20 protein-coding genes and 1 pseudogene are annotated in these 25984 nt (G+C 72.6%); 11 read left to right on the forward strand and 10 right to left on the reverse strand.

The features are described 5' to 3' along the window. Window positions 1-24 precede the first annotated feature (24 nt). The 3 genes from gap to ACH5A8_RS30060 form a co-directional block, all read right to left on the reverse strand. The gene (gap, locus tag ACH5A8_RS30050; RefSeq protein ID WP_399007113.1) at window positions 25-1023 is read right to left on the reverse strand and encodes a type I glyceraldehyde-3-phosphate dehydrogenase; all 999 of its coding nucleotides are present in this window, start codon (window positions 1021-1023) and stop codon (window positions 25-27) included. A 116-nt stretch (window positions 1024-1139) separates the two neighbouring features. Continuing rightward, window positions 1140-2096, reverse strand: coding sequence for a GlxA family transcriptional regulator (locus ACH5A8_RS30055; protein WP_399007114.1), 957 nt, complete (start codon window positions 2094-2096; stop codon window positions 1140-1142). Window positions 2097-2247: 151 nt separating this feature from the next. After that, a complete protein-coding gene (locus tag ACH5A8_RS30060) occupies window positions 2248-2769 on the reverse strand; it encodes a GNAT family N-acetyltransferase (protein ID WP_399007115.1) in 522 nt (173 codons plus the stop codon). A 259-nt stretch (window positions 2770-3028) separates the two neighbouring features. Here ACH5A8_RS30060 and ACH5A8_RS30065 point away from each other — a divergent pair, with 259 nt between their 5' ends. Further along, window positions 3029-5155, forward strand: a complete 2127-nt coding sequence (locus ACH5A8_RS30065; RefSeq protein ID WP_399007116.1) for a cellulose binding domain-containing protein — start codon at window positions 3029-3031, stop codon at window positions 5153-5155. 58 nt (window positions 5156-5213) lie between these two features. Here the strand turns inward: ACH5A8_RS30065 and ACH5A8_RS30070 are convergent, their stop codons facing one another. Then, window positions 5214-7046, reverse strand: coding sequence for a glycoside hydrolase family 2 protein (locus tag ACH5A8_RS30070; RefSeq protein WP_399007117.1), 1833 nt, complete (start codon window positions 7044-7046; stop codon window positions 5214-5216). A gap of 301 nt (window positions 7047-7347) precedes the next feature. On the opposite strand from ACH5A8_RS30070, the gene ACH5A8_RS30075 reads away from it, so the two are divergent. From ACH5A8_RS30075 to ACH5A8_RS30095, 5 genes are all read left to right on the forward strand, one after another. Beyond that, window positions 7348-8376 (forward strand): LacI family DNA-binding transcriptional regulator, encoded by a 1029-nt coding sequence (locus ACH5A8_RS30075; protein ID WP_399007235.1) that lies wholly within the window; start codon window positions 7348-7350, stop codon window positions 8374-8376. Window positions 8377-8665: 289 nt separating this feature from the next. Beyond that, window positions 8666-9997, forward strand: a complete 1332-nt coding sequence (locus ACH5A8_RS30080) for an extracellular solute-binding protein (RefSeq protein WP_399007118.1) — start codon at window positions 8666-8668, stop codon at window positions 9995-9997. Between the two features lie 12 nt (window positions 9998-10009). After that, window positions 10010-10957, forward strand: coding sequence for a carbohydrate ABC transporter permease (locus ACH5A8_RS30085; RefSeq protein ID WP_399007119.1), 948 nt, complete (start codon window positions 10010-10012; stop codon window positions 10955-10957). 12 nt (window positions 10958-10969) lie between these two features. After that, entirely contained in the window at window positions 10970-11845 is an 876-nt protein-coding gene (locus ACH5A8_RS30090) for a carbohydrate ABC transporter permease (protein ID WP_399007120.1), read from the forward strand. A 105-nt stretch (window positions 11846-11950) separates the two neighbouring features. Beyond that, on the forward strand, window positions 11951-12292 hold the full coding sequence (locus ACH5A8_RS30095; RefSeq protein ID WP_399007121.1) for a DUF6980 family protein: 342 nt from the start codon (window positions 11951-11953) through the stop codon (window positions 12290-12292). Window positions 12293-12609: 317 nt separating this feature from the next. On the opposite strand, the gene ACH5A8_RS30100 is transcribed toward ACH5A8_RS30095, so the two are convergent. The 4 genes from ACH5A8_RS30100 to ACH5A8_RS30115 form a co-directional block, all read right to left on the reverse strand. Then, a complete protein-coding gene (locus ACH5A8_RS30100) occupies window positions 12610-12915 on the reverse strand; it encodes an SCO5918 family protein (RefSeq protein WP_399007122.1) in 306 nt (101 codons plus the stop codon). A 124-nt stretch (window positions 12916-13039) separates the two neighbouring features. Continuing rightward, window positions 13040-14527: a DEAD/DEAH box helicase gene (locus ACH5A8_RS30105; protein ID WP_399007123.1), complete on the reverse strand. Its 1488-nt coding sequence runs from the start codon at window positions 14525-14527 to the stop codon at window positions 13040-13042. A 187-nt stretch (window positions 14528-14714) separates the two neighbouring features. Further along, window positions 14715-14918 carry a cold-shock protein gene (locus tag ACH5A8_RS30110; RefSeq protein ID WP_360981329.1) on the reverse strand — a complete coding sequence of 68 codons (204 nt, stop codon included), beginning with the start codon at window positions 14916-14918 and terminating at the stop codon, window positions 14715-14717. Window positions 14919-15212: 294 nt separating this feature from the next. Beyond that, on the reverse strand, window positions 15213-16193 hold the full coding sequence (locus ACH5A8_RS30115; protein WP_399007124.1) for a MurR/RpiR family transcriptional regulator: 981 nt from the start codon (window positions 16191-16193) through the stop codon (window positions 15213-15215). Between the two features lie 374 nt (window positions 16194-16567). On the opposite strand from ACH5A8_RS30115, the gene ACH5A8_RS30120 reads away from it, so the two are divergent. The 5 genes from ACH5A8_RS30120 (at window position 16568) to ACH5A8_RS30140 (ending at window position 22903) form a co-directional block, all read left to right on the forward strand. Further along, entirely contained in the window at window positions 16568-18139 is a 1572-nt protein-coding gene (locus tag ACH5A8_RS30120) for a sodium:solute symporter (protein ID WP_399007125.1), read from the forward strand. Window positions 18140-18209: 70 nt separating this feature from the next. Continuing rightward, window positions 18210-19391 carry an anhydro-N-acetylmuramic acid kinase gene (locus tag ACH5A8_RS30125; RefSeq protein WP_399007126.1) on the forward strand — a complete coding sequence of 394 codons (1182 nt, stop codon included), beginning with the start codon at window positions 18210-18212 and terminating at the stop codon, window positions 19389-19391. 26 nt (window positions 19392-19417) lie between these two features. Continuing rightward, the gene (locus ACH5A8_RS30130; RefSeq protein ID WP_399007127.1) at window positions 19418-20335 is read left to right on the forward strand and encodes an endonuclease/exonuclease/phosphatase family protein; all 918 of its coding nucleotides are present in this window, start codon (window positions 19418-19420) and stop codon (window positions 20333-20335) included. 209 nt (window positions 20336-20544) lie between these two features. Further along, a complete protein-coding gene (locus tag ACH5A8_RS30135; protein WP_399007128.1) occupies window positions 20545-22068 on the forward strand; it encodes a pyridoxal phosphate-dependent decarboxylase family protein in 1524 nt (507 codons plus the stop codon). A 55-nt stretch (window positions 22069-22123) separates the two neighbouring features. Next, window positions 22124-22903 carry an SDR family NAD(P)-dependent oxidoreductase gene (locus tag ACH5A8_RS30140; RefSeq protein WP_399007129.1) on the forward strand — a complete coding sequence of 260 codons (780 nt, stop codon included), beginning with the start codon at window positions 22124-22126 and terminating at the stop codon, window positions 22901-22903. A gap of 173 nt (window positions 22904-23076) precedes the next feature. Here the strand turns inward: ACH5A8_RS30140 and ACH5A8_RS30145 are convergent. Both ACH5A8_RS30145 and ACH5A8_RS30150 read right to left on the reverse strand, forming a co-directional pair. Then, window positions 23077-23202: pseudogene (locus tag ACH5A8_RS30145) on the reverse strand (IS481 family transposase); the annotation flags it as partial. A 188-nt stretch (window positions 23203-23390) separates the two neighbouring features. Continuing rightward, on the reverse strand, window positions 23391-25802 hold the full coding sequence (locus ACH5A8_RS30150) for an ATP-binding cassette domain-containing protein (RefSeq protein ID WP_399007130.1): 2412 nt from the start codon (window positions 25800-25802) through the stop codon (window positions 23391-23393). Window positions 25803-25984: the final 182 nt, after the last annotated feature.

The raw sequence follows: 25984 nt of genomic DNA on the forward strand, positions 1-25984 counted from the left end.
GACCGCCCCGCTCGCGGTCAGCGGTCAGCGGCCGGCGAGGAGTTCGAGGGTGTCGATCACACGGTTGGAGAAGCCCCACTCGTTGTCGTACCAGGCGACCACCTTGACGTGACGGCCGTCGACACGGGTGAGGGCCGAGTCGAAGATCGAGGAGGCCGGGTTGCCGGTGATGTCGGACGACACCAGCGGGTCCTCCGAGTACTCGAGGATGCCGGCGAGCGGCCCCCGCGCGGCGGCGCGGTACGCCTCCAGGACGTCGTCGCGCGTGACGTCGCGGGCGACGGTCGTGTTCAGCTCGACGATGGAGCCCACCGGGACCGGCACGCGGATCGAGTCGCCCGACAGCTTGCCGTCCAGGGCGGGCAGCACGAGGCCGATCGCCTTGGCGGCGCCCGTCGTGGTGGGCACGATGTTGACGGCGGCGGCACGGGCGCGGCGGGCGTCGCGGTGCGGACCGTCCTGAAGGTTCTGCTCCTGGGTGTAGGCGTGCACCGTGGTCATGAACCCGTGCTCGATGCCGGCGAGTTCGTCGAGCACCGCGGCGAGCGGCGCGAGCGCGTTGGTCGTGCACGAGGCGTTCGAGACGACCGTGTGCACCGCCGGGTCGTACGCGTCGGTGTTGACGCCGAAGGCGAGGGTGACGTCGGCCCCGTCCGAGGGCGCGCTGACGAGCACCTTGGCCGCGCCCGCGTCGAGGTGGGCGCGGGCGGCCTTGGCCGAGGTGAAGCGGCCGGTCGCCTCCAGGGCGATGTCGACGCCGAGTTCGGCCCACGGCAGCCGCGCCGGGTCGCGCTCGGCGAGCACCGTGATGCGGCGGCCGTCGACGACGAGGGTGTTGCCGTCGACGGTCACCGGGCGTCCGAGCCGGCCGGCGGTCGTGTCGTAGGCGAGCAGCCGGGCGAGGGTCGCGGGCTCGGTGAGGTCGTTGACGGCGACGATCTCCAGGTCGCTGTCGCGCTCCAGCAGGGCGCGCAGCACGTTGCGTCCGATGCGGCCGAATCCGTTGATGGCGATGCGGGTCATGAATGGTGTCCCTTCTGGCTGGTCATCACCAAGATCGCCCCTGTCCGCGGTCCGGGACAGCGGCGTGAGTGCCACGGTCCGCAAGGATCCCGCCACGGGTGCGGGCCCCAGGCCCCTCACTCGCTCCGGGCGAAGGTGCGCCGGTACTCGCTCGGTGTGGTGCCGAGGATGCGCTGGAAGTGCAGCCGCAGGTTGGCGCCGGTGCCCAGACCGACGTCGGCGGCGATCCGCTCGACGCTCCGCTGCGAACGTTCGAGCAGCTCACGGGCCACGTCGATGCGGGCCCGCATGACCCACTGCATCGGCGTGTAGCCCGTGTCCTCGACGAAGCGCCGCGAGAGCGTGCGCGGCGAGACCGCCGCGTGCCGGGCCAGCACGTCGAGGGTGAGCGGCTCGCCGAGCCGGTGCAGCGCCCATTCGCGGGTGGCGGCGAAGCGCTCGCCCAGCGGTTCGGGCACGCTGCGCGGGACGTACTGCGCCTGGCCGCCGCTGCGGTAGGGGGCGGCGACGAGACGCCGTGCCGCGTGGTTGGAGGCGGCCACCCCGAGGTCGCCGCGGAGGATGTGCAGGCACAGGTCGATGCCCGAGGCGGCTCCGGCCGAGGTCAGCACGCTGCCCTCGTCGACGAACAGGACGTTCTCGTCGACCTCGACGAGCGGGTGCTTGGCCGCGAGCGCCGCCGAGTAGTGCCAGTGCGTCGTGGCGCGTCTGCCGTCCAGGAGTCCCGTGGCGGCGAGCGCGAACGCGCCCGTCGAGATGGCGGCGAGCCGCGCGCCCCGCTGATGGGCCGCGATCAGCGCCTCGACGACGGCTCGCGGCGGATCCTCGCGGTCCGGGAACCGGTAGCCGGGGATGAAGACGATGTCCGCCCACTCCAGGGCGGCCGGTCCGTGGGCGACGTGGTACGACAGACCGTCGCCGCCGGTCACCAGGCCGGGCGCCGGCCCGCACACCCGCACTTCGTAGGGCATGCTCGCCCGCGTGGTGAACACCTGCGCCGGGATCCCGACGTCGAGCGGCTTCGCGCCCTCGAGCACGAGGACGGCGACACGGCGCGGAGCGGGGGCTGACACGCCCAACAGGGTACGCGGGCGCCAGGGTCCTTCGTTCGGATCAGGCCAGGTCAGGGAGCGGGGCCCCAGCGTGCCCGGGCGGGGCGGCCGTCCTCGTCGCGGCGGTCGACGATCGGCTGCGACCGTTCGTCGGCCGTCATCGTCGTGGCCGTCAGCGATCGGCTACGACCGCTCGTGCGGCGCGCCGCATGCACACCAGTCGATCCCGCTCGTCCCATGACCGGGTGACGGTGAAGCCGAGTCGTTCGTAGAGGGCGATGGCGGCGGTCCGCCACTCCCACACCGAGAGCCGGACGCTGTCCGCGCCGTCCTCCGCGGCATGAGCGAGCGCGGCGCCGAGCAAGGCGGACGCGATGCCCCGGCCACGGAACCCGGGGTCGGTCCAGAGCCTCTTGATCTCCGACTGCCCGTCGGCCAGGGAGGTCACCACCACACACCCCACAGCGGTGTCCCCATGGAGAGCGAGCAGCACGGTATCGCCGGCGAACGCGGTCCGGGGATCGCTGATCTCCGCCCGGTAGCGATCCGGCAGCCCGTCCACATCGGCCACCGGTTCGCCCTTCTCGGCCTCCGTCCGAAGGTGGTAGGCCGCCAGCAACGCGGCCAGGCCGTCCTCGGCGGGAAGGGTCCGGCCCGGTCGGCGGACGACGGCGATCTCGCGGTGATCAGTCATGGCGCCAGCATCACACGGCGGGGACCGGCGAGGGCCCGGGCGCCGAGGGGCACTTCCTGTGCCCGCCCTCCGGGGCGGCCGGTCCGTCCCCGCACGCTTATTGACAGCCACCACGGCCGACCCCTCACAATATGGGAGCGCTCCCACACCCTGTGTCACGCACACCCCCCTGCCCTCCCGCACCCTCCCACCCCCGCCAGGAGCGCCCGCACGCAGCACACCCCGCCTCGACCTCCACGCGACGAAGGTGAGAACCGCCGTGCACGCTGTCGAACCGCACGTCCGCAGACCGCCGGGCCGGCCGGCCCGCACGCCGCTGCGCGGACCCGGGCCCGTGCGCCGGGCCCTGACCGCCGGGGCGGTGGCCGCCGCGCTGCTGGCCACCGCCGGCCGGCTGCCCGCCGCCGCGGCCGACACCACCGCCGCCGACGCCTCCGCCGCGGTCGACGTCACCGTCAACGCCGACCAGGGCCTCGGCACCATCCCGGACACCGCGTACGGGCTCAACAGCGCGATCTGGGACGCGCACATGAACACCTCCGACACCCAGGACCTGATCAAGGCCGCCGGCATCGGCATGCTCCGCTACCCGGGCGGAAGCTACGGCGACATCTACCACTGGCAGACGCACACCGCTCCCGGCGGCTACGTCGCGCCGGGCACCGACTTCGACTCCTTCATGGGCACCGTCCAGAAGGTGGGCGCCCAGCCGATCCTGATCGCGAACTACGGCTCCGGCACCCCGGACGAGGCGGCCGGCTGGGTGCGGTACGCCAACGTCACCAAGAAGTACGGCGCGAAGTTCTGGGAGGTGGGCAACGAGCTGTACGGCAACGGCCATTACGGCTCCGGCTGGGAGACGGACGAACACGCCGACACCTCCCCGACCGCCTACGCGCACGGCGTGCTGGACTACATCTCCGCGATGAAGGCGGCCGACCCGACGATCAAGGTCGGCGCGGTGCTCACCACTCCGGGCAACTGGCCGGACGGCGTGATGGGCAGCGGGGAGAGCGCGGACTGGAACCACACCGTCGTCCCGATCGTCGCGGGCAAGGCCGACTTCGTGATCGTGCACTGGTACCCGGGCGGCTCCGACGCCGCCGGCATGCTGAACACCCCCGCACAGCTGGCGGGCGAACTCCAGCAGTTGCGGGCCGAACTGGACGCGGCGGGCGCGGCGGACACCCCGATCGCGCTGACCGAGACCAACTCCAACGTGCTGATGGACACCCAGCCCAACGCGCTGTTCGCGGCCGACACCTATCTCACCGCGCTGGCCAACGGGGCGTTCACGGTGGACTGGTGGGACACCCACAACGGTGTCGGCGCGATCTCCACCGCTCCGGACGGGGCCACCGACTACGGCGACATGGGCCTGCTGTCCAGCGGGGGCTGCACGGGCGCGGTCTGCGAGCCTCCCGTCAACACGCCCTTCGCGCCCTACTACGGCATACAGATGCTCAGCCACCTGGGCCGCCCCGGAGACCAGCTGGTCAACGCGGGCACGGACAACGCGCTGGTGGCCGCGCACGCCGTACGGCAGGCCGACGGCGATCTGAGCGTGCTGCTGATCAACAAGGACCCGTCCGCCTCTCACACCGCGCGTCTGCGGCTGAGCGGCTACACGCCGGACGGCTCGCCCGCCGACGTCGCCGTCTTCCGGGACCGGGCCTCGGCCGTCGAGACCTCGACCGGCGACGGCACGTCCCGTACGCTGCCGCCGTACTCGATCACCACCGTCACCCTGCACCCCAAGAGCGGCACCGCCTCCGCGCTGGGCGCGCCGCGCTCCCCGAAGGTCGCCTCGGTCACCGACACCACCGCCACGCTGTCCTGGTCGCCGTCCACCGGCGGCACCCCGGTCCGCTACGAGGTCTACCGGCAGCAGGGCACCACCAGCGAGCTGCTCACCGGCACGACCTCGACCACGGCGACCGTGCGCAACCTGACGCCGGGCACCACGTACACGCTCAACGTCCTGGCCCGGGACGCGGACGGGCGGCTGTCCCGCGCCTCCGCCCCGGTCACCGTCCGCACCACCTCGCCCGCCGAGTCGACCTGCGCGGTGGCGTACCGGCTCACCGGGGGCTGGGGCAGCGGCTTCAACGCCGAGGTCACGGTCACCGACACCGGGCCCGACCCGATCGACGGCTGGACCCTGGCGTTCGCCTTCCCCGACAGCGGGGTCTCGGTGACGGGGTACTGGAACGCGAACGTGAGCCAGTCCGGCCGGAACGTGGTCGCGACACCGGTGTCGTACAACGCCGCTCTGGCCGCGCACGGCGGCAACTCGGTGTCGTTCGGCTTCACCGGGGCCAACTCGGGCGCGTACTCGCCGCCGACGGTGTTCACGCTCAACGGCACGGTGTGCACCACGACATGAGGTGCGTCGGCGCGGGGGGCGCGTGGCCGTGGCCGCGTGCCCCCCGCGCCGCGTCGGCTCAGCCGGCCGGCGTGGAGGCCCCGTCCTTCTCCCCGGTGACGATGCGGCGGATCGTCTCCAGCGGCAGCTTGGGCGAACCGTCGGGAAAGAGCAGGCCGTTGGTCTCCTGGGCGGTGTCCATGAACTGCGTGTAGCAGAAGCCCGCGACGATGCCGCTGTCGCGCAGCGCGGCGAACAGGTCGCCCAGCAACGCGGCGTACTGGGTGTCTGAGCTGGTGCGGGTGTAGGAGAAGTCGTCCTCGTCGGCGCGCAGCGACAGACCGCCGAACTCGGTGATCATCAGAGGGGCGTCGCCCGAGGCGTACCGGTCCCTCTGCCGCCGGGTGACCGCCAGCGCGCGGCCCTGGGGACCGGGGCCTGCCAGCACCGCGTCGAAGGCGGCGGCGTCACCGTAGCGCCGGGTGAGCTCCTCGGGGTCGGCGGAGTAGTCGTGCACGCCGAGGATGTCGCTGTCGGTGTGCTCCCAGCCCTCGTTGGACAGCACCGGCCGGGTGGGGTCGAGGGCCCGGGTGAGGTTCGCCAGGGCGAGGGAGTAGTGGCGCTGCGCGGGGTCGTGCGGGATGTCCGAGGCGCCCCAGCTCTCGTTGATCGGCACCCAGGTGACGACGGACGGGTGGCTGCGGTCGCGCCGCACCAGGTCCAGCCATTCGCGGGTGAGGAGTTCCACGGCCTCGGTGCCGAATTCGTAGGCGGCGGCGGTCTCGCCCCACACCAGCAGGCCGAGCCGGTCCGCCCAGTACAGGAAGCGGGGGTCCTCGGCCTTCTGGTGGACCCGGACCGCGTTGAAGCCCATCGCCTTGATCAGCTCGACCTCGCGGCGCAGTTCCCCGGTGCCGGCGTTGGCGATCAGGGTGTCCGTGCGATAGCCCTGGTTGAGCACCGAACGCACGTAGTAGGGACGGTCGTTGAGCAGGAAGGCACCGTGGCCGACGCCGGCGCTGCGCAGTCCGACGTAGCTGTCGACGGTGTCGAGGACGGCCGAGGCGGCGGCGTCGCGGACGGTGACCCGGGCGTCGATCAGGGTGGGCCGCTCGGGGCTCCACAGCAGGTCCTCGCGGTCGATGCCGTTGCGCAGGGCGGGGATGACGAGGTCGATCCGGCTGCGCGGGGTGCAGACCTCGGTGGTGCTCCGGGCCAGCACCTCGTCGCCGTGGCTGAGCACGACGTCCACCGACAGCGGGGCGGCGGGGACCTCGGCGAGGGTGACCTCGGCGACCACGCCGCGCGCGGGGTCGGGGATCCAGGCCAGGTCGGTGACGTGCTGGGCGGTCACCGTCTCCGTCCACACGGTCTGCCAGATGCCGGTGGTCCGCTCGTACCAGACGGCGTGCGGGCGGTCCTGCCAGTCCTGCTTGCCGCGGGGCTGGGCGAGGTCGGCGGGGTCGTCCTCGGCGCGGACGACGAGCACGTGTTCGTCGGCGCCGGGGCGCAGCGCGCCGGTGACGTCGGCGGTGAAGGGGGTCTGCCCGCCAACGTGTTCGGCCACGAGCCGGCCGTCCAGCCAGACCTTGGCCCGGTGGTCGACGGCGCCGAAGTGCACCAGGGCGCGCTCGCCGCCGGCGGCCGCGAGGGTCTCGTGGGGGATGCGGCGGCGGTACCAGACCACGCGGTGCGGGGCCGTCTCGCCGATCCCGGAGGCGGGGGCCTCGGGCGGGAACGGGACGGTGATGCGCCGGTCGAAGACTCCGGCCCCGTCCCGCGCGAACCACGCGTCGCGCTCACCGGCGCCGTCGTCGTCGTAGGCGAAGTCCCAGACTCCGTCGAGGCTGTGCCACCGCTCCCGTCGCAGGAGCGGCCTCGGATACGTCCCGTCCTGCTCGCTCGCCCTCACGAGTCCTCCTTCTGCCTTCTCCGGCATGCCGGGCATACCGGGTTTCGGCGCTGATCGGCGTTTTCAGAATCGAAGCCCTGCCATCATGAGTGATCATTTGCATCGATGCAAGGCCCGGCCGGAGACGAGACGGGCGCGAGGCGGAGGGCGCGGCTCCATGCCGGGGCCGCGGGTGCGGCAGACTCTGAGAGCCTGTGTGCGGACCCCCGTCCGGAACGCGCCTCGGCCCCGGACGCGGGTGCGCACACAGGCTCCGAGGGCCGACTCGACGGGAAGGGGGCCGCAAGTGGCCAGGGTGCGGATGCGGGATGTGGCCGAGCACGCCGGCGTCTCGGTGCGGACGGTGTCGAACGTGGTCAGCGGCTATCCGCACGTGAGCCCGGACACCCGCGCCAAGGTGCAGCGCTCGCTGGACGAGCTGGGCTACCGGATGGACTACCTGGCACGCGGCCTGCGTTCGGGCCGCACCGGGTTCATCGCGCTGGCGGTGCCCTTCCTCGCCGAGCCGTACTTCGCCGAGCTCGCCCAGGCCGTCATCAGGGCCGCGGGCCGGCGCGGCATCACGGTGCTCGTGGAGGCGACCGCGGGCGACAGCGAGGTGGAGCGGCGCATCCTCGACGGCGGTCTGACCAACGTCGCCGACGGGGTGCTGCTGAGCGCCCTGACCGTGCCGCCGGCCGGCGCCGGGGCACGGAAACCCGACTTCCCGCTGGTCATGCTGGGTGAGCACAGCGTCGGCGACCAGTTCCCGCGGGTCGGGATCGACAATGTGGCCGCGGCCCGCACAGCGGTGGAACACCTGCTGGAACAGGGCTGCCGCAGGATCGTCGCGCTCGGGCAGAACGGCAGCGAGAACGGCCGCCAGCGCACCGAGGGCTACCGGCAGGCGCTGTCGGCGGCCCGGGTGCGGCGGGTGAACTGGCTGGTCGTGCCGGTCGAGGACTGGACCAGGGAGCAGGGCTACGCGGCCGTGCGGGAGCTCCTGGAGGGCGACGGCCCGCTGCCCGACGCGGTCTTCGCCTTCAACGACGCGCTGGCGGTCGGCGCGCTGCGGGCGCTGGACGCCTCCGGGGTGCGGGTGCCCGAGGACGTCGCGGTGGCCGGCATCGACGACATCCAGGAGGCGGCGTACACCCACCCGCCGCTCACCTCGATCGCCCCCGACCTGGACGTCATCGCCGAGCGCGCGCTCGCCCTGCTGGAGGAACAGACGGCAAGGTCCGGGACGCCCGAGGAGTCCGGGGCCGAGGTCACGGCGGCGGCACAGGAGGCCACGCCGTTCCGGCTGGTGGTGCGCGAGTCGTCGCGGTGGCGGTCGGCGGGGCGGTGAGGGGCGCGGGGCGCGTCGTACGCGATGGGCCCGCACCGGCACCGGGTTCCCGTACCGGCGGCGGCCCCGGGCCCCGTACGTCCCGACGCCCGCCCCGCACGCCGTCCGCGCGTGCTCTGCCCGCCGGTCCCGGCCGCCGTCTGTCCGCCGGCCGCCGCCGGGCCCCTGCTCAGAAGGGCTTCCGGCTTCTTGACGGACAACCTATTGCATCGTTGCAAATCGTGTGCCAAGGTCTGCGCCATCGAGTTCACATCGAATCAACGAGGTGAATACCCCCATGAGCGGAGCGATGGCACGCCGTCGATTCCTGGCCCTTGGCGGTGGTCTTGCCCTGACCGGCGGGCTCGCGGCGTGCTCCTCCCCGCTCGCGTCCGGCCTGACGGGCTCACAGCCGAACACCGCGGACGTCATCTTCTGGAACCTGTTCACCGGTGGTGACGGCGCCAACATGGTGCTGATGGAGGACGCCTTCCGCAAGGCCAATCCCGGCACCTCGCTGGAGGCCACCATCCTGGGCTGGGGCAACCCGTACTACACGAAACTGGCGCTGGCCACCGCGAGCGGCACGCCCCCGGACGTCGGCATCACCCACCTGTCCCGGCTGCCGCTGCTGGCCGCCTCCGGCCTGCTGGAGCCGATCGAGCGGACCGGAGCGAGCGAGCTGGGTGTGACCGAGGACCGGTTCACACCCGCGGCCTGGAAGAAGGCCACCGTGAACGGCACCGTGTACGCGGTCCCCCTGGACACCCACCCCTTCGTCCTCTACTACAACGTGGACCTGGCCAGGAAGGCCGGACTGCTGAACACGGCCGGCGACGGCCTGGCCCCGCTCAAGGGCAAGGAGGACTTCCTCGACGCCGTGAAGGCGATGAAGGAGACCGCCGGGGCCCAGTACGGCGCGGTGATGTCGATCACCGCGGACCCGTCCACGGCGTGGCGCTACTTCAGCATGATCTACTCCGGTCTGGCCGGCCCGGTCGTCACGGACTCCGGGACGAAGGTCGACATCGACGGTGAGGCGATGCAGGAGACGATCTCCTTCATGCAGAGCCTCACCGCCGGCGGCCTGATGCCGAGGAACCTCACCGGTTCCGGCGCGAACGCCCTGTTCAGCACGGGCAAGGCCGGCTTCCTCTTCGACGGCGAGTGGCAGATACCCTCCTACCGGCTGGTGAAGGGCCTGCGCTTCGACGTGGTGCCGTTCCCGGCGCTGCTCGGGCCGAAGCCGGTGGCGTACGCCGACTCGCACGCGCTGGTCGTCCCGCGCAGCGCCAAGCGCTCGGACGCCCGCACGCACACCGCGGCGAAGTTCATCAAGAGCCTCCTCGACCACAGTGCCGTATGGGCCGAGGGCGGGCACATCCCCGCCTGGCTGCCCACCCAGCGCGGCAAGGCGTTCCTCGACCAGTCGCCGCAGCGCAACTACGTCCAGGCCGCCTTCGACGCCCAGTACGACCCGGTGGCCTGGTACACCGGCGCGGGCTCGGACTTCCAGAGCGTCGTGGGCGGAACGATCATCGAGGCCCTCGCCGGACGGATCTCGCCCCAGGGCATGGTCTCGAGCATGCGCTCCGACCTGAAGCGGTACACCACGGCCCGACCGCCGGTCACGATGAAGTAGGAGGCAGCCACCATGACGACCGTCGTCCCGACGCGACCGGCACCCGCGGCGTCCGCAACGATCCCGCCCGCCGACCGGCCGCCCCGTTCCGAACGCCGGGCCGGTGCGCTGCTCACCGCCCCCTTCCTCGTGATCTACCTGCTGTTCCTGGTCGGCCCGCTGCTGGTGGGCATGGGCTTGAGCTTCTTCAACACCACCACCGTCAAGAGCGGGCTCGGCGACTTCGTCGGCCTGGCGAACTACCGGGAGGTGGTCACCGACTCCCAGTTCTGGGACGCCATGTGGCACTCGGTGGTCTTCACCCTGCTGACCACGCCCCCGCTGGTGATCCTCGCCCTGGTCGTCGCCGTCCTCGCCTCCCGCATGCGGCGCGGCCGGGTCTTCTACCGGGTGGCCTTCTTCGCGCCGTACGTCGTGCCGTCGTCCGTGGTCGCGCTGATCTTCCTGTGGATGTACACCCCGCAGATCGGGCTGCTGCCGAAGCTGTTCGGCGCGGTCGGACTGCCGGTGCCCGACTTCATCGGCAGCACCGCCGGCGGCTGGACCGCCGTGACGCTGATGACCCTGTGGTGGACGTTCGGCTTCAACTTCGTCCTCTACACCGCCGCCATCCAGGACGTCCCACCGGACGTGTACGAGGCGGCGGCCATCGACGGGGCGAGCCCCTGGCAGCAGATCCGGCACATCACGGTGCCGCTGCTCGGCCGGACCACGAGCCTGGTCCTGATCCTCCAGATCCTGGCCTCCCTGAAGGTCTTCGACCAGATCTACCTGCTGCTGACCGGCGGCCCGAACCAGTCCACCCGCCCGGTCATCGAATACATCTACGACACCGGCTTCACCTCGTACCGGGGTGGCTACGGCGCCGCCGCCACCATGGTCTATTTCGTCGTCATCGTCGCGGTATCGGCGGCCTGGTACGGGCTGCGGCGCCGGCGCGCGAACAGCACCGCGGCCTGAGCGGAGGACCCCATGACCATCATCACCACCCGCCCCACGGCCGCCGCGCGGCAGGGCACGCCGGCCGTCGACGGCGCGAAGCTCTTCAACCGGCTCTGCGCCGTGTGCCTGACCCTGTTCGCCCTGATCTGGCTGGTGCCCTTCGTGTGGGCGCTGGTCACCTCGCTGCGCGCGGACGGGTCGATCACCCAGGACCCGACCTCGCCGTTCGCCGGCGGCTGGTCGCTGCACGCCTACTCCTACGCGTGGGACAACTACCCGATCGGCACCTGGTACCTCAACAGCCTGGTCATCTCGACCCTCGCCGTCGTGTTCACGGTGGCCTTCTGCTCGATGGCGGGCTTCGCGCTGGCCTTCCTGCGCTACCGCGGCCGGGCCGTGGTCATGGCGCTGGTCGCGGCGGGCCTGATGCTGCCGAGCGAGGCTCTGGTGCTGCCGCAGTTCATCGAGTACCGGTCCCTGCACCTGCTCGGCACCTTCTGGGCCCTGATCCTGCCGTCGGTCGCGGCGCCGGTCTCGGTCTTCGTCTTCCAGGCGTTCTTCCGCGGCATCCCCATGCCGCTGATCGAGGCCGCGCGCATCGACGGGGCGAGCTGGTGGAGGGTGTACGCGACGGTGTGCATGCCCATCTGCCGCCCGGCCCTGTCCACGGTCGCGATCCTCACCTTCATCACCTCCTGGAACTCCTTCCTGTGGCCCCTGCTGGTCCTCAACCAGACCAAGTCCCAGACCATCCCCGTCGGCCTGGCCTCCCTGGTGAACAACACCAACATCCAGTACGCCGAGGTCATGGCCTCCTCCGTCCTCGGCCTCCTCCCCCTCATCGCGGTCTTCCTGGTCTTCCAGCGACAGATCACGCAGGGGATCGCCACGACGGGCATCAAGTAGGGCCCCGCCGGGCCGAGGCTCTCCGTCGGCCGGCGTCGTGATCTACTTCCGATCTGTTTCCGATCTGTTTTCGATGACGACGCGGACCGACGGGGGGCCGAGACCATGACCGCGCACAGCGCGCCCGCCACACCCGCCCCGCACTGCTGCGAGGCGATGACCGACCGCGTGAACGCGCGCTGCGACCAGCACGACGACCCTTTCGACTGTCCGGACGCGCTGATCGACTTCTCGGCCGAGTTCCAGGAGTACGGGCTGATCGTCCACGACGGCGGCCGGTCGCACATCACCATCGAGTTCTGCCCCTGGTGCGGACGGCGCCTTCCCGAGTCGCAGCGGGACCGGTGGTTCGACGAGCTGGAGCGCCGCGGGATCGACCCATGGGAGGACGAGGTCCCACCCGAGTTCCAGGACGCCCGCTGGCTCACCTCCCTCCGCCCGCGATGAGGCGACCGGCAGACCCCCCGAATCCCCTGGGAACACACCGCGCCACGCCCCGGCCGACCTTCCGGCCGGCCGACGTGACCGCGCCACGTTCCTCCCCTTCGCAGGGCCGGCCGGCATCGTCACGGACGTGTACCAAGGCTCCGCGTCTCAGCACCGGAGGACCGAAGGACTTCTCTCAGCGGATCGCCCGCTGTCGTGACACCTTGCCGCCGGGCGCTGCGAAGGCCCTGGTGCGGTGTGGCACCAGGGCCTCGAGGCGTTCGGGTCCGGAGGCGTTCGACGCCGTGCGGGCGCCGTTCACCAAAGGTCGCGGAAGGTCACGGGAGGTCGGGCGTGCCGCCGAGCAGCTCCGATGCCGCCTGCAGCGGAGTGGGAGCGGGCGCGGCCTCGGGGTGGGCGTGGCAGGTGAAGCCGAGGCGGGCCATGGCCCGGGTGACCTCGCCGCCGGTGAAGTCACGGCGGTCCTGTCCGGTGATGACCGCGCCCACCTGCTTGACGGGGTAGCGGCGGCGGCCGATGGTCACGGACTCACCCGTGATGGCCTCGGGCTTGACGCCCTTCATGGAAGCGAGCACCCCGGCCGGGGTCAGCTCGAACGGGTACCGGGCGATGACACAGCGCATGGCGCCTCACAGGGAGAAGGGGAGCGGGCGTACCGGGGGCGGGAGCGGATCAGCGGATCGGGCCGGACCGCGGGGACACGGGCGGTGCCGGGCCCCCGGGCCCGGCCCGATCCGAACGAGCGGACTAGGCGGCGGTGTCGGCGCCGCCGGGCCGGCGGCGCGGTCCGCGGCGCGGCGCTTCGCCGGTGGGACGGCCCTTGGCGGCGCCGCCGCGACGGCCGCGGGCCGACGAGGGCTTGGCCCGGCGCGGGGCGCGTTCCGGGGCCGGCTCCGTGATGACCACCGGGACACCGGGGGGCGTCTGGGCGCCCGTGATGCGGTTCAGCTCCGCGTCGCCCGCGCGTACCGGGGTGATCCGCGGGCTGATGCCGGCCGCCGCCATCAGCCGGCTCATCGCGCGGCGCTGGTCGGGGGTCACCAGGGTGACCACGCTGCCGGACTCGCCGGCGCGGGCGGTCCGGCCGCCGCGGTGCAGGTAGTCCTTGTGGTCGCTGGGCGGGTCCACGTTGACGACCAGGTCGAGGTTGTCGACGTGGATGCCGCGCGCCGCGACGTTGGTCGCCACCAGTGCCGTCACCAGTCCGCTCTTGAACTGCGCGAGGGTCCGGGTGCGCTGCGGCTGCGACTTGCCGCCGTGCAGGGCGGCGGCGCGGACGCCGCTGTGCAGCAGGTGCTTGGTCATCCGGTCCACCGCGTGCTTGGTGTCCAGGAACATGATCACTCGGCCGTCCCGGGCCGCGATCTCGGTGGCCGTCTGGTGCTTGTCCGTGTCGTGGACGTGCAGGACGTGGTGTTCCATCGTGGTGACGGCGCCCGCCGAGGGGTCGACGGAGTGGACCACCGGGTCGTTCAGGTAGCGGCGGACCAGCCGGTCGACGTTGCGGTCCAGGGTGGCGGAGAAGAGCATCCGCTGCCCGTCGGGGCGCACCTGGTCGAGCAGCGCGGTGACCTGGGGCATGAAGCCCATGTCGGCCATCTGGTCGGCCTCGTCCAGGACGGTGATGTCGACGTCGTCCAGCCGGCAGTCACCGCGGTCGATGAGGTCCTTGAGCCGGCCCGGGGTCGCGACGACGACCTCGGCGCCCGCCCGCAGCGCACCGGCCTGCCTGCCTATCGACATCCCGCCGACCACGGTGGCCGGCCGCAGCCCCACGGAGCGGGCGTACGGGGTGAGCGCGTCGGTGACCTGCTGGGCCAGCTCGCGCGTGGGGACCAGGACGAGGGCGAGGGGCCGACGGGGTTCGGCGCGCCGGCCCGCCGTACGGGAGAGCACCGCGAGGCCGAAGGCGAGGGTCTTGCCCGAGCCGGTGCGGCCACGGCCGAGTACGTCACGGCCGGCCAGGGAGTCCGGCAGGGTCGCCGCCTGGATCGGGAACGGCGCGGTCACGCCTTCCCGGCCGAGGGTTTCCAGCAGCCGCGCCGGCATGGCGAGCTCGGCGAACGACTCGGCCGCGGGCAGCGCGGGCGTCACCGTCTTCGGCAGCGCGAATTCTCCCTGCGCCGCGACCGGCCTGCGCCCGTTGCCTTTGGACCGGCGTGGGCCGACGGGTCGGCCGGTGCCGGCGGGGTTCGTGGAACGCCCGAATCTGCGTGTTGTGCGTGCGCCGCTCATGCAGCACCTTTCCTGGTGCGGGCGCGTACCGAGAAATTCCCGCAGCACTTGAACGGCGCAGAGAATCGCGAGAACGAGCCGATGACGATGGGGTGTGGGGTCGGGGTGACCTGAAACACGGCTAGCTGGGGCCCGCACCCCAAGGTGCGGGCCCCAGCTGCGAAAGTATGCGTCAGTGCCAGTGGTGTCAGGCGGGGACGATGTTCTCGGCGGTCGGGCCCTTCTGGCCCTGACCGATCTCGAAGGTCACCTTCTGGCCCTCCTGCAGCTCACGGAAGCCCTGGGTGGCGATGTTCGAGTAGTGGGCGAAGACGTCGGGGCCGCCGCCGTCCTGCTCGATGAAGCCGAAGCCCTTTTCCGAGTTGAACCACTTCACGGTGCCGGTAGCCATTTTTTCTCCTTGGGGGACGGTGCTCGGAGTGCGCCCTGTGCGGACTCCGGTCGCCGCGATGATCACCCCGTCGAAAAAACGTTCAGGCAACCACAACTGCAACTGACGTCGACAGTAGCACGTCACCGCTGTCGTCGCGGGACGATAATTCCGTCACGGCGGGCGGCTGAGGAATATTCCGTGTGCGGCATGTCGATTTTCCGTGAACGCGGAAATTGGCGTGCCGAGGGCGTGGCGCCGTCGAGGTGGCCGGGGAACGCGGCCGGCCGGGCCCTCTCGTCCCAGCCGTCGGTGTCAGTCGTTCGCGGGCGGTGTCGACGGCAGGCGGCGGGTGCCCCGGCCGTGGATGGCGCCCCAGGTCCCGCTGATGGCCTCGGTGGCGTGATCGTAGGAGCGTTGGGCTACTCCCACGAACAGGCAGTCCACGAGCGCGAGTTGGGCGATGCGGCTGGCGGTGGCACCGGACCGGTACGGCGTCTCGTGGGCGCGGGTGGTCAGCAGCAGGTCGGCGCTCTCGGCGATCGGCGAGCGGGCGAAGTTCGTCAGGGCGATCGTCGTGGCGCCGCGCCCGGCCGCCACCTGGAGCGGCTCGACCGTGTCGGCCGTGGCGCCCGAGTGGGAGATGCCGATCGCCACGTCCGCCGGGCCGAGCAGTGCGGCGGCCGTCAGGGCGGCGTGGACGTCGGTCCAGATGAACGCCATCAGACCGATCCGGTGCAGCTTCTGGTGCAGGTCCTGGCCGACGAAACCGCTCGCGCCCATGCCGAAGACGTCGATCCGCCGGGCGGCGGCCACGGCGTCGACCGCGCGGCCCAGGGTCTCCACGTCGAGTGAGGCGCCGGTCTCCTCCAGCGAGCGCGCCTCGTTGTAGATGATCTTTTCAACCACCTGTTCGAGGGAGTCGGTGGCGCTGATGTCCGTGCCGAGGGCCGGCCGCCTGCCGCGCAGCGCGTGTTCACGGGCGGCGGCGCCGGCCAGGGCCAGCCGCAGGTGCGGGTAGTTCGGCAGGCCGACGGCGCGGCAGAACCGCATGACGGTGGTCACCGAGGTCCGGGCGCGGGTGGCGAGTGCGCCGATGGACAGCTGCGCCGCCTGTGCGGGGTCGCCGAGCACCGCCTCGGCCACGCGCCTCTCGGCCGGCGCCAGGGTGGGCAGCGCCCTGCGGATGTCCGGCAGGAGGTCGGCCGGGACCGGCGCGGCGGCCGGGTCGGGCGCGGCGGCCGGGTCGGGCGCGGCCGGCTCCGCCGGGTCGGGAGGGGTGGTCCTGCGGGCCATGGGGTCCTCGATGGGGGCGCTCGACGGGAGGGGAGAGGCGGTCGGAAACGGGCGGCCTGTCAAAAAGTAACGCGGAACGCGGGTGCGGGTGTTGCTTATTGACAACCCGTACGGGCTCTTCTGATACTCGACACCTCGCCAGTGACCGGCCACCACCACACCGTGAGCGCCCCCGCCGGCCGCGCACCGTCCCGCACGGCGACACCGCTTCGCCCCCCACCTCCGGCCCTCCCCCCACCGCCTCCGGCCCCTCCCCCACCCCGGATCTCCCCCACCACCTCTGGTCACCCCCGGCTCCGGACGTCCCCACCCCTGACCCCCGCTCCGCCGACGCCGTTCCGCTGCCGACGCCTTCCGCTGAGGAGCAAGTGCCCGTGCGCCATTTCGACCTCGTAGTGATCATCGCCTACCTCATCGCGATCGCCTGGCTGGGCCTGCGTCTGTCCGGGCGGCAGAGATCCGCGACGGAGTACTTCGTCGGCGAGGGCCGGATGCCCTGGTGGACCGTGTGCTTCTCGGTCGTGGCCACGGAGACCAGCGTCCTCACCGTGATCAGCGTGCCCGGCGGCGCCTACGGCACCCAGGCCTTCGGCAACGTCGAACTCGCCCTGGGCTACGTCATCGGACGCATCGTCGTCGCCACGCTGCTGATCCCGCTCTACAAGCGCGGCGGCTTCGTCAGCGCCTACGAGTACCTGGGGGACCGCTTCGGCCCGCGGCTGCAGGGGCTGGCCTCCGTCACCTTCGTCGTCACCCGGCTGCTCGCGGAGGGCGTCCGCCTGTTCGCCTCCGCCATTCCGATCAAACTGCTGCTGGACGAGCTGGGCGTCGGCGCCGACTACCGGACGATCATCATCGCGGTCACCGCCGTCACCGTGCTCTACACCTACCTCGGCGGCATCAAGGCGGTGATCTGGACCGACGCCGTGCAGATGCTGCTCTATCTCGGCGGGGCGGTGCTGGCCATCGCGGTGCTGTCCGGGCACGTCGGGACGGCCGGCCTCGGCGACGCGCTGCACAGCGGCCACCTCAGGGTCTTCGACACCGACTTCTCCCTCCGCCACGTACTGACCAACTCCTTCGCCCTGCCGACGGCGATCCTCGGCGGCGCCGTCTTCGCCATGGCCAGCCACGGCTCGGACCAGCTGATCGTCCAGCGCATCCTGTCCACCCGCAGCCTGCGCGACAGCCAGAAGGCGATGATCGGCTCGGGCGTCTTCATCACCGTCCAGTTCGCGGCGTTCTCCCTCGTCGGCGCGCTCCTGTGGTCGTACAACGACGGCCGCGGCTTCACCGACCTCGGACTGCGCAGCTCGGACGACCTCTATCCGGACTTCATCCTGCACGGACTGCCGGTCGGCGTCTCGGGCCTGCTGGTGGCGGGCATCCTGGGCGCCGCCATGGGCTCGCTGTCCTCGGCGCTCAACTCGATGTCCAACTCGACCGTCTCCGACCTGATCCGCTCGCTGCTGCGGCGCTCCCCCGACGAGGAGACCATGCTGCGGCTGGCGCGGGTGACGACGCTGGTGTGGGCCGTGCTGATGGCGGTCTTCGCCTGCGCCTTCAGCACCAGTACGGGCAACGTCTACCTCACCGGCCTGACCATCGCCGGCTACACCTACGGCGCCCTGCTCGGCGCCTTCCTCCTCGGCCGCCTGGTCAAGCGGGCCAGCGAGGTGGACTCCCTCGTCTCGTTCGTGGTGACGGTCGCGGTGATGACGTACGTCGTCAGGGACGTGAGGATCGACACCGTCGTCGGGGGGAGCACCGTGGCCGCGGGCATCGCCGCGCAGTGGCTCGTGCCGATCGGGGTCCTCCTCACCCTGGCCGTGGGCGGCACGATGAGCCTCTTCCACCGGCCGTCGGCGCCCGCCTCCGCCACGGCCTCCGACGACGGGCCGGGCGCGACCGAGGGGACCCAGCCGCAGGGCGCCCCGTCGCTCTGAGCCGCCCCGTCGGCCACCCCCGCCGGGCCCACCCGTCCCCGCACCGCCCGCCCGCCCGTAGGGAGACAGCATGCGCGTGATCGGTCTCATGTCCGGCACCTCCTACGACGCCATCGAGGCCGCTGCCGCCGAACTGCGCCTTGAGGACGAGGAGTTGGTGATGTCCGTGCTCGGCGCGCACAGCCTGCCCTGGCCCGAGGAGCCGCGCCGCGGCATCGAGGCCGCCCTGCCGCCGGCCGGGACGACCGTGGAGGCCGTCTGCCGCCTGGACACCCTCATCGGGCAGGCGTTCGCCGACGCCGCCGTACGGGCCGTCGAGACCCTGTGTTCCGGCAGCGCCGACCTGGTGGTCTCGCACGGGCAGACCGTCCACCACTGGGTCGAGGACGGCCTGGTCCGCGGCACCCTCCAGCTCGGCCGGCCCGCCTGGATCGCCGAGGCCACCGGCCTGCCCGTGGTGGCCGATCTGCGCAGCCGCGACGTCGCCGCGGGCGGCCAGGGCGCCCCGCTGGTCAGCGTCGTCGACACGCTGCTGCTGCGCGGCCGGCCGGGAGTGCCCGCCGCCCTCAACCTGGGCGGCATGGCCAATGTGACCGTCGTCCCCCGCGACGCCGACCCGGTCGCCTTCGACACCGGCCCCGCCAACGCGCTGATCGACGCCGCCGTACGGCACTTCACCGCGGGCGCCCGCCACTGGGACGAGGACGGCCGCGGCGCGGCGGCCGGCCGGGTCGACACCGCGCTGCTGTCCCTGCTGCTGGACGAGCCGTACTACCGGCGGCCCGCCCCGAAGACCACCGGCAAGGAGCTGTTCCACCTGCCCTACCTGCTGGACGCGCTCGCCGCCCGGCCCGTCCCCGAACCCGACGACGTCCTGGCCACGTTGACGCGGCTCACCGCGGTGACCGTCGCCGACGCCTGCCGCGCCCACGGCGTCACCGAACTCGTCGTCTCCGGCGGCGGCACGCGCAACCCGGTACTGATGCGCATGATCGGCGCGGAGATGCCCGGCATACCGGTTCTGACCAGCGACGACGTGGGGCTGCCGTCCGGCGCCAAGGAGGCGCTCGCCTTCGCCGTCCTGGGATTCCTGACCGTGCACGGGCTGCCCGCCACCGTGCCCTCCTGCACCGGAGCCCGGCACGCCTCCCTGCTCGGCGGCATCACCCCCGGCCGGGCGCCCCTGCGGCTGCCGCCCGCGGCGGCGCTCGCGCCGAACAGGCTGCGGATCGTCCCCGCCGCACCTCGGTGAGCCGGCACGTCAACCACCCACGCCGTATGGAGGACCGTGTGACCCGCAGAAGTCGAACGTCCGCCTGCCGAATCCTGGCCGCCCTCGCGTGCGCCGCCGCCGTCACGCTCGGCGCGGCGTCCCCGGGCGTCGCCTCCGCCGACCAGTCGGCCTTCGCCCACCGGGCGGCCACCGGAGACCGGGCGGCCCCTCCGGTGCCGCTGCGGGTGGCGACGTACAACATCCACGCCGGCGCCGGCGAGGACGACGTCTTCGACCTCGACCGCACCGCGGGGGCGATCCGCGCTCTGAACGCGGACGTGATCGGCCTCCAGGAGGTCGACGTGCACTGGGGCGACCGCAGCGGCTTCACCGACGAGGCGCGCGAACTGGCCCGGCGGCTGCGCATGCGGGCCTTCTTCGCCCCGATCTACGACCTGCCGCCGGCCCCCGGGCACACCCAGCGGCAGCGGTTCGGTGTCGCGGTGCTCAGCCGCCTCCCGGTGGTGAGCGCCGAGAACCACGAGATCACCCGGCTGTCCACCCAGTCCTCCGACCCCGTCCCGGAGCCCGCGCCGGGCTTCGCCGAGGTCACCGTCCGAGACCGGGGCGCCCTGGTGCACATCTACTCGACCCACCTGGACTACCGCCCCGATCCGTCGGTCCGGCGAACCCAGGTCGACGACATGCTCGCCGTCCTGGTCGAGGACCACGGGCCCAAGGTCCTCGTCGGTGACTTCAACGCGGAACCGAGCGCCCCGGAACTGGCCCGCCTGTGGGGGCCGCTCGCCGACGCCGCCCCGGACGCCGGCGACACGTATCCGGCGCTCGCCCCGGTCAAGCGCATCGATCTCGTCACGGTCTCCCCCGAGGTCACCGTCACCCGTGCCCGCACGGTCGACACGGCCGCCTCCGACCACCGGCCGGTCGTCGCCGATCTCCTGGTCCGCCGGCACACCTCCTGAGCCGCCCCACCCGACACGCTCACGGGCTGCCCGGCCGGGACTCGTCCTCCGCCCGGCCGGGCAGCCGTCTTCCCCCGGGCCGGGAAGCGGCCCCCCCCGCCGACAGGGGAACAGCCCTGCCGCCGGCCGGGAAACGGCCCCCGCTCCCGGCCGGGGGCGCCCGCGCACACGGGCCGAAGCACCCTTGCCACACCGGGCGTCGCTGATCCATGCTCAGCGGCGTGTGGACGCCCCCCGAACCCGACGCCGCCCCCGCATCCGCCCCCGGCTCCTTTCCCGCGGCGCTGCCGCCGGGCCGCCCGGCCGACGAACTGCTGGCCGAGCTGCGCGGCCTGCGCGCCGGTGACGCCCCGACCCGGGGCGGCCGTACGTTCGCCTACGTCTACGACGCGGGCCTGCCCGGCCTGGACGACCTGGCCGCCGCCGCGTACGCGACGTACGCGACCGTCAACGGCCTGGACCCGACCGTCTTCCCGAGCGTGGCACGGCTGGAGAACGACCTGGTGCGCGCGGTCTCCGAGATTCTCGGGACACCCGGCGCGCAGGGCGCCTTCACCAGTGGCGGCACGGAGTCGGTCCTGCTCGCGGTGAAGGCCGCCCGCGATCACGCCCGGGCCGAACGCGGTGTCACCCGGCCCCAGTTGGTCCTGCCGTCGACGGCGCACGCCGCCTTCCACAAGGCCGCGCACTATCTGGGCGTGGAGGCGGTGGTGGTGCCGGTCGACCCGGTGAGCTTCCGGGTGCCCGCACCGTCCGTCGAGGCGGCGCTGACCGACCGGACGGCCCTGGTGGTGGCGTCGGCACCGTCCTACGCGCACGGGGTGATGGACCCGGTGGCCGACATCGCCGCGGCCGCCGCCGCGCGCGGGGTGCTGTGCCATGTGGACGCCTGCATCGGCGGCTGGTTCCTGCCCTTCCTGCGCCGCACGGGCCGGGAGGTGGAGCCGTTCGACCTCTCGGTGCCGGGGGTGACCTCGCTCTCGGTGGACCTGCACAAGTACGGCTACGCCGACAAGGGCGCCTCCGTCGTCCTCTACCGGGACGCGGAGCTGCGCCGCCACCAGTACTTCGCGCACGCCGGCTGGCCCGGCTACCCGGTGGTCAACCCGACCGTGCAGGGCACCAAGTCCGCCGGGCTGCTGGCCCAGGCCTGGGCGGTGCTGCGGCACATCGGCGACGACGGCTACACCGCTCTGGCCGCTCGGATCGCGGACGCCGCCGACCGGCTGCTCCCGGCGCTGCGAGCCGTGCCCGGCGTGCGGGTGCTGGGCGAACCGGCGGGCAGTCTGGTGGCGTTCACCGTGACCGGAGCCGACGGCGCCCCGGACCTCGGCGGGGTGCTGCGCCTGGCGGACGAGATGCGCGAGCGCGGCTGGTATCTCCAACCGCAGCTCTCCTTCGGCCCGTTGCCGCCCAACCTGCACCTGACGCTGACACCGGCGACCGGTGACCGTGTGGAGGCGCTGCTGGCCGATCTGACCGAGGCCGTGAAGACGGTCCGCACGGGTCGAGGACCGGCGCCCGACCCCGCGTCGGCCGCTCTCGCGGCCGGGCTGGATCCCGACGGCCTCGGTCCCGAGGAGGTCGCCGCGGTGCTGGCCTTCGCCGGCCTCGGCGGCGAAGGCCCGTTGCCCACACGCATGGCGCCGGTGCTGATGCTGCTGGACGCGCTTCCTGTACGGCTGAAGGAACGGCTGCTGACGGAGTTCATCGGCTCGCTGTTCCGGATCTGACCCGGGCACGACGGCCGCGGTCCCCCGCCGCGGGTGCGCCGTCTACGCTGCCCGCATGAACGCGCACCCCTACCTCTCCGAACTGTTCTCGCTGGACGGCCGGGTCGCCGTGGTGACCGGCGGAAGTTCCGGCATCGGCCGGGCCATCGCCGGGGCACTGGCGCGCGCCGGGGCGGCCGTGGTCGTCGTGGCGCGCAAGCAGGACCAACTGACCGAGACGGTGGACGAGTTGGTCGCCGACGGCTGCCGGGCGGCCTGGGTCAGCGGCGACCTGGGCAGCCGCGAGGGGGTGCGGGCGGCGGCCGAGGAGGCCGCCGCGGTGTTCGGCGAGCCGGACATCCTCGTCAACAGCGCCGGGGTGAACCTGCGTCCGCCGATGGGCGAGCTGGGCGAGGACGTGTGGGACACCACCATGGCGGTGAACCTGGAGGCGCCCTTCCTGCTCGGGCAGCGGTTCGGGCCCGGCATGGCCGAACGGGGCTTCGGCCGGATCATCCACGTCACCTCCCAGCAGGCGCACCGCGCGTTCGTGCAGAGCGGCGCGTACGGCGTCTCCAAGGGGGCGCTGGAATCGCTGGCCCGTTCCCAGGCCGAGGCGTGGTCGCCGTACGGGGTCACCTGCAACACCCTGGTGCCGGGCTTCGTGATGACACCGCTGAACGCGCGGCTGTCCTCCGATCCCGCGAAGGTGGCGGCGCTGGCCGAGCGCACGATGATCGGACGCAACGGTCTGGCCGGGGACTTCGCGGGCGCGGCGGTCTTCCTGGCCGGCCGCGCCTCCGCCTACGTCACCGGACAGTCGCTCTTCGTCGACGGCGGCCTCTCCGTCCACTAGGGCGTGTTTCGAAAGTGGCGCCGTCCGCCCGAAGGGCGGGCCCCGCGGCGTCTGGTGCGTGTGATCGCAAGGCGGAGGGTCGTCCTCGTACCGGGCGTACGTGGACGATCCCGACAACGCGGCGAGCGCGCGTGCCAGGCGTCGCGGGGCAGGCGGGACTTTCGAAACACGCCCTAGGTGTATTGCCCTGTGGCGTTGTTGACACGGCTGATCGGTGGGTGGCCGCGGAGTGCGGTGCGGCAGCGGTGGTGGTCGCAGGTGTGCAGGAAGTCTGCCGGGACGTCGGTGCGTTCGGGGTTGCCGGCCGCACGCCCGCGCGGGTGGGGCCCGGCAGTGACCGGAACGGCCCGCCGAACAGCATCGTGAGACGCTGCCCGGCGTATCCGGACCGTCCCAGTTCCCGGCACAGGCCGTTGGTCCGGAACGCGGTGCGGGAGTTCGGCAGAACCTCAGGGCGGACCGCCGACACCGGTCGCGGCCGGGCGGGTCAGGCGCCGACGTAGGCCGCCAGGTGTTCGCCGGTGAGGGTGGAGCGGGCGGCGACGAGGTCGGCGGGTGTGCCCTCGAAGACGATCCGGCCGCCGTCGTGGCCTGCGCCGGGGCCGAGGTCGACGATCCAGTCGGCGTGCGCCATGACCGCCTGGTGGTGCTCGATGACGACGACCGACTTGCCCGAGTCGACGAGCCGGTCGAGCAGGCCGAGCAGTTGCTCGACGTCGGCGAGGTGCAGTCCGGCCGTCGGCTCGTCCAGGACGTAGACGCCGCCCTTCTCGGCCATGTGCGTGGCGAGCTTGAGCCGCTGCCGCTCGCCACCGGACAGCGTGGTGAGCGGCTGGCCGAGGGTGAGGTAGCCGAGGCCGACGTCCGCGAGCCGGCCCAGGATGCGGTGCGCGGCGGGTGTGCGTGCCTCGCCCGCGCCGAAGAACTTCTCGGCCTCGGCCACCGGCATGGCCAGCACCTCGCTGATGTCGCGCCCGCCGAGGCGGTACTCCAGCACCGACGCCTCGAACCGCTTCCCCTCGCACTCCTCGCAGGTCACGGCGACGCCGGCCATCATCGCCAGATCGGTGTAGACGACGCCGGCGCCGTTGCACGTAGGGCAGGCGCCCTCGGAGTTGGCGCTGAACAGGGCCGGCTTGACGCCGTTGGCCTTGGCGAACGCCTTGCGGATCGGGTCGAGCAGTCCGGTGTACGTCGCCGGGTTGCTGCGCCGGGAGCCGCGGATCGGGCTCTGGTCGACCGTCACCACCTCCGTGCCGGCGGCCCCGCGGCCCAGGGAACCGTGCACGAGGGAGCTCTTGCCGGAGCCCGCCACACCGGTGACCACGCAGAGCACGCCGAGCGGGATGTCCACGTCGACGTCGCGCAGGTTGTGGGTGTTCGCGCCCCGGATCTCCAGCGTGCCGGTGGGTTCGCGCACCGTCTCCTTGAGGGCGGCGCGGTCGTCGAAGTGCCGGCCGGTGACGGTGCCCGCCTCCCGCAGCCCCTCGACGCCGCCCTCGAAGCACACCGTGCCGCCCGCCGTGCCGGCGCCGGGGCCGAGGTCGACGACGTGGTCGGCGATCGCGATGACCTCCGGCTTGTGCTCCACGACGAGCACCGTGTTGCCCTTGTCGCGCAGCCGCAGCAGCAGGTCGTTCATCCGCTGGATGTCATGGGGGTGCAGTCCGGTGGTGGGTTCGTCGAAGACGTACGTGGTGTCGGTGAGCGAGGAGCCGAGGTGGCGGATCATCTTGACACGCTGCGCCTCGCCGCCCGACAGGGTGCCCGCGGGCCGGTCGAGGGAGAGGTAGCCGAGCCCGATCTCCACGAACGAGTCCAGGGTCTGCCGCAGGGTGGCGAGCAGCGGCGCCACGGACGGCTCGTCCAGAGCGCCGACCCATGCGGCCAGATCGCTGATCTGCAGGGCGCAGGCGTCGGCGATGGTGAGGCCGTCGATCCGCGAGGACCGGGCGGCCTCGCTGAGCCGGGTGCCGCCGCAGTCGGGACAGTCGGTGAAGGTGACGGCCCGGTCCACGAACTCCCGGATGTGCGGCTGCATCGCCTCCCGGTCCTTGGCGAGCATCGACTTCTGGATCCGCGGCACCAGCCCCTCGTAGGTCATGTTGATGCCCGCGATCTTCATCCTGGTCGGCTCGCGGTGCAGGAAGTCGTGCAGCTCGGGCCCGGTGAAGTCGCGGATCGGCTTGTCCTGGGGGAAGAGGCCGGACTCGCTGTAGAGGCGGTGGTTCCAGCCGCCCGCCTTGTAGCCGGGGACGGTGAGCGCGCCCTCGGCGAGCGACTTGGAGTCGTCGAAGAGCTGGGTCAGGTCGAGGTCGGTGATCTGGCCCCGGCCCTCGCAGCGCGGGCACATGCCGCCGGTGATGCTGAACTCGCGTCGCTCCTTCACCTTCTTCCCGCCCCGTTCGACGGTGACCGCGCCGGCCCCGCTGATGGAGGGGACGTTGAAGGAGAAGGCCTTGGGCGAGCCGATGTGCGGCTGTCCGAGCCGGCTGAAGAGGATGCGCAGCATCGCGTTGGCGTCGGTGGCGGTGCCGACGGTGGAGCGGGGGTCGGCGCCCATTCGCTGCTGGTCGACGATGATCGCGGTGGTGAGTCCTTCGAGCACGTCGACCTCGGGCCGGGCCAGTGTGGGCATGAAGCCCTGCACGAAGGCGCTGTAGGTCTCGTTGATCAGCCGCTGCGACTCCGCGGCGATCGTGCCGAACACCAGGGAGCTCTTGCCCGAGCCGGAGACCCCGGTGAACACCGTCAGCCGGCGCTTGGGGATCTCGATGCCGACGTCCTTGAGGTTGTTCACGCGGGCGCCGTGCACGCGGATCACGTCGTGGCTGTCGGCGACGTGCCGTCCGGACGGCTGCCCGGGGGTGTGCGGGTCCGTCCTCGTGGCCGTGTTCATCGTGTCTCCATCCGTCGGGGCGGGCCGTCTGCGCGGGCCTGGTCGTCGGCGCCGGACTCGACCCTACTGACCGGAGCCGGACCGCACGCCCGGGTTCTCCGGGCCGGCGTGGTCATGACGCACGGCCCGGGGCCGCGCGGGCGTGGCCGCTCAGCCCGGGGGCGGCGCGGGCGGGAGCCCGG

The organism is Streptomyces sp. NPDC018610 (assembly GCF_044391765.1).
Lineage (GTDB): Bacteria > Actinomycetota > Actinomycetes > Streptomycetales > Streptomycetaceae > Streptomyces.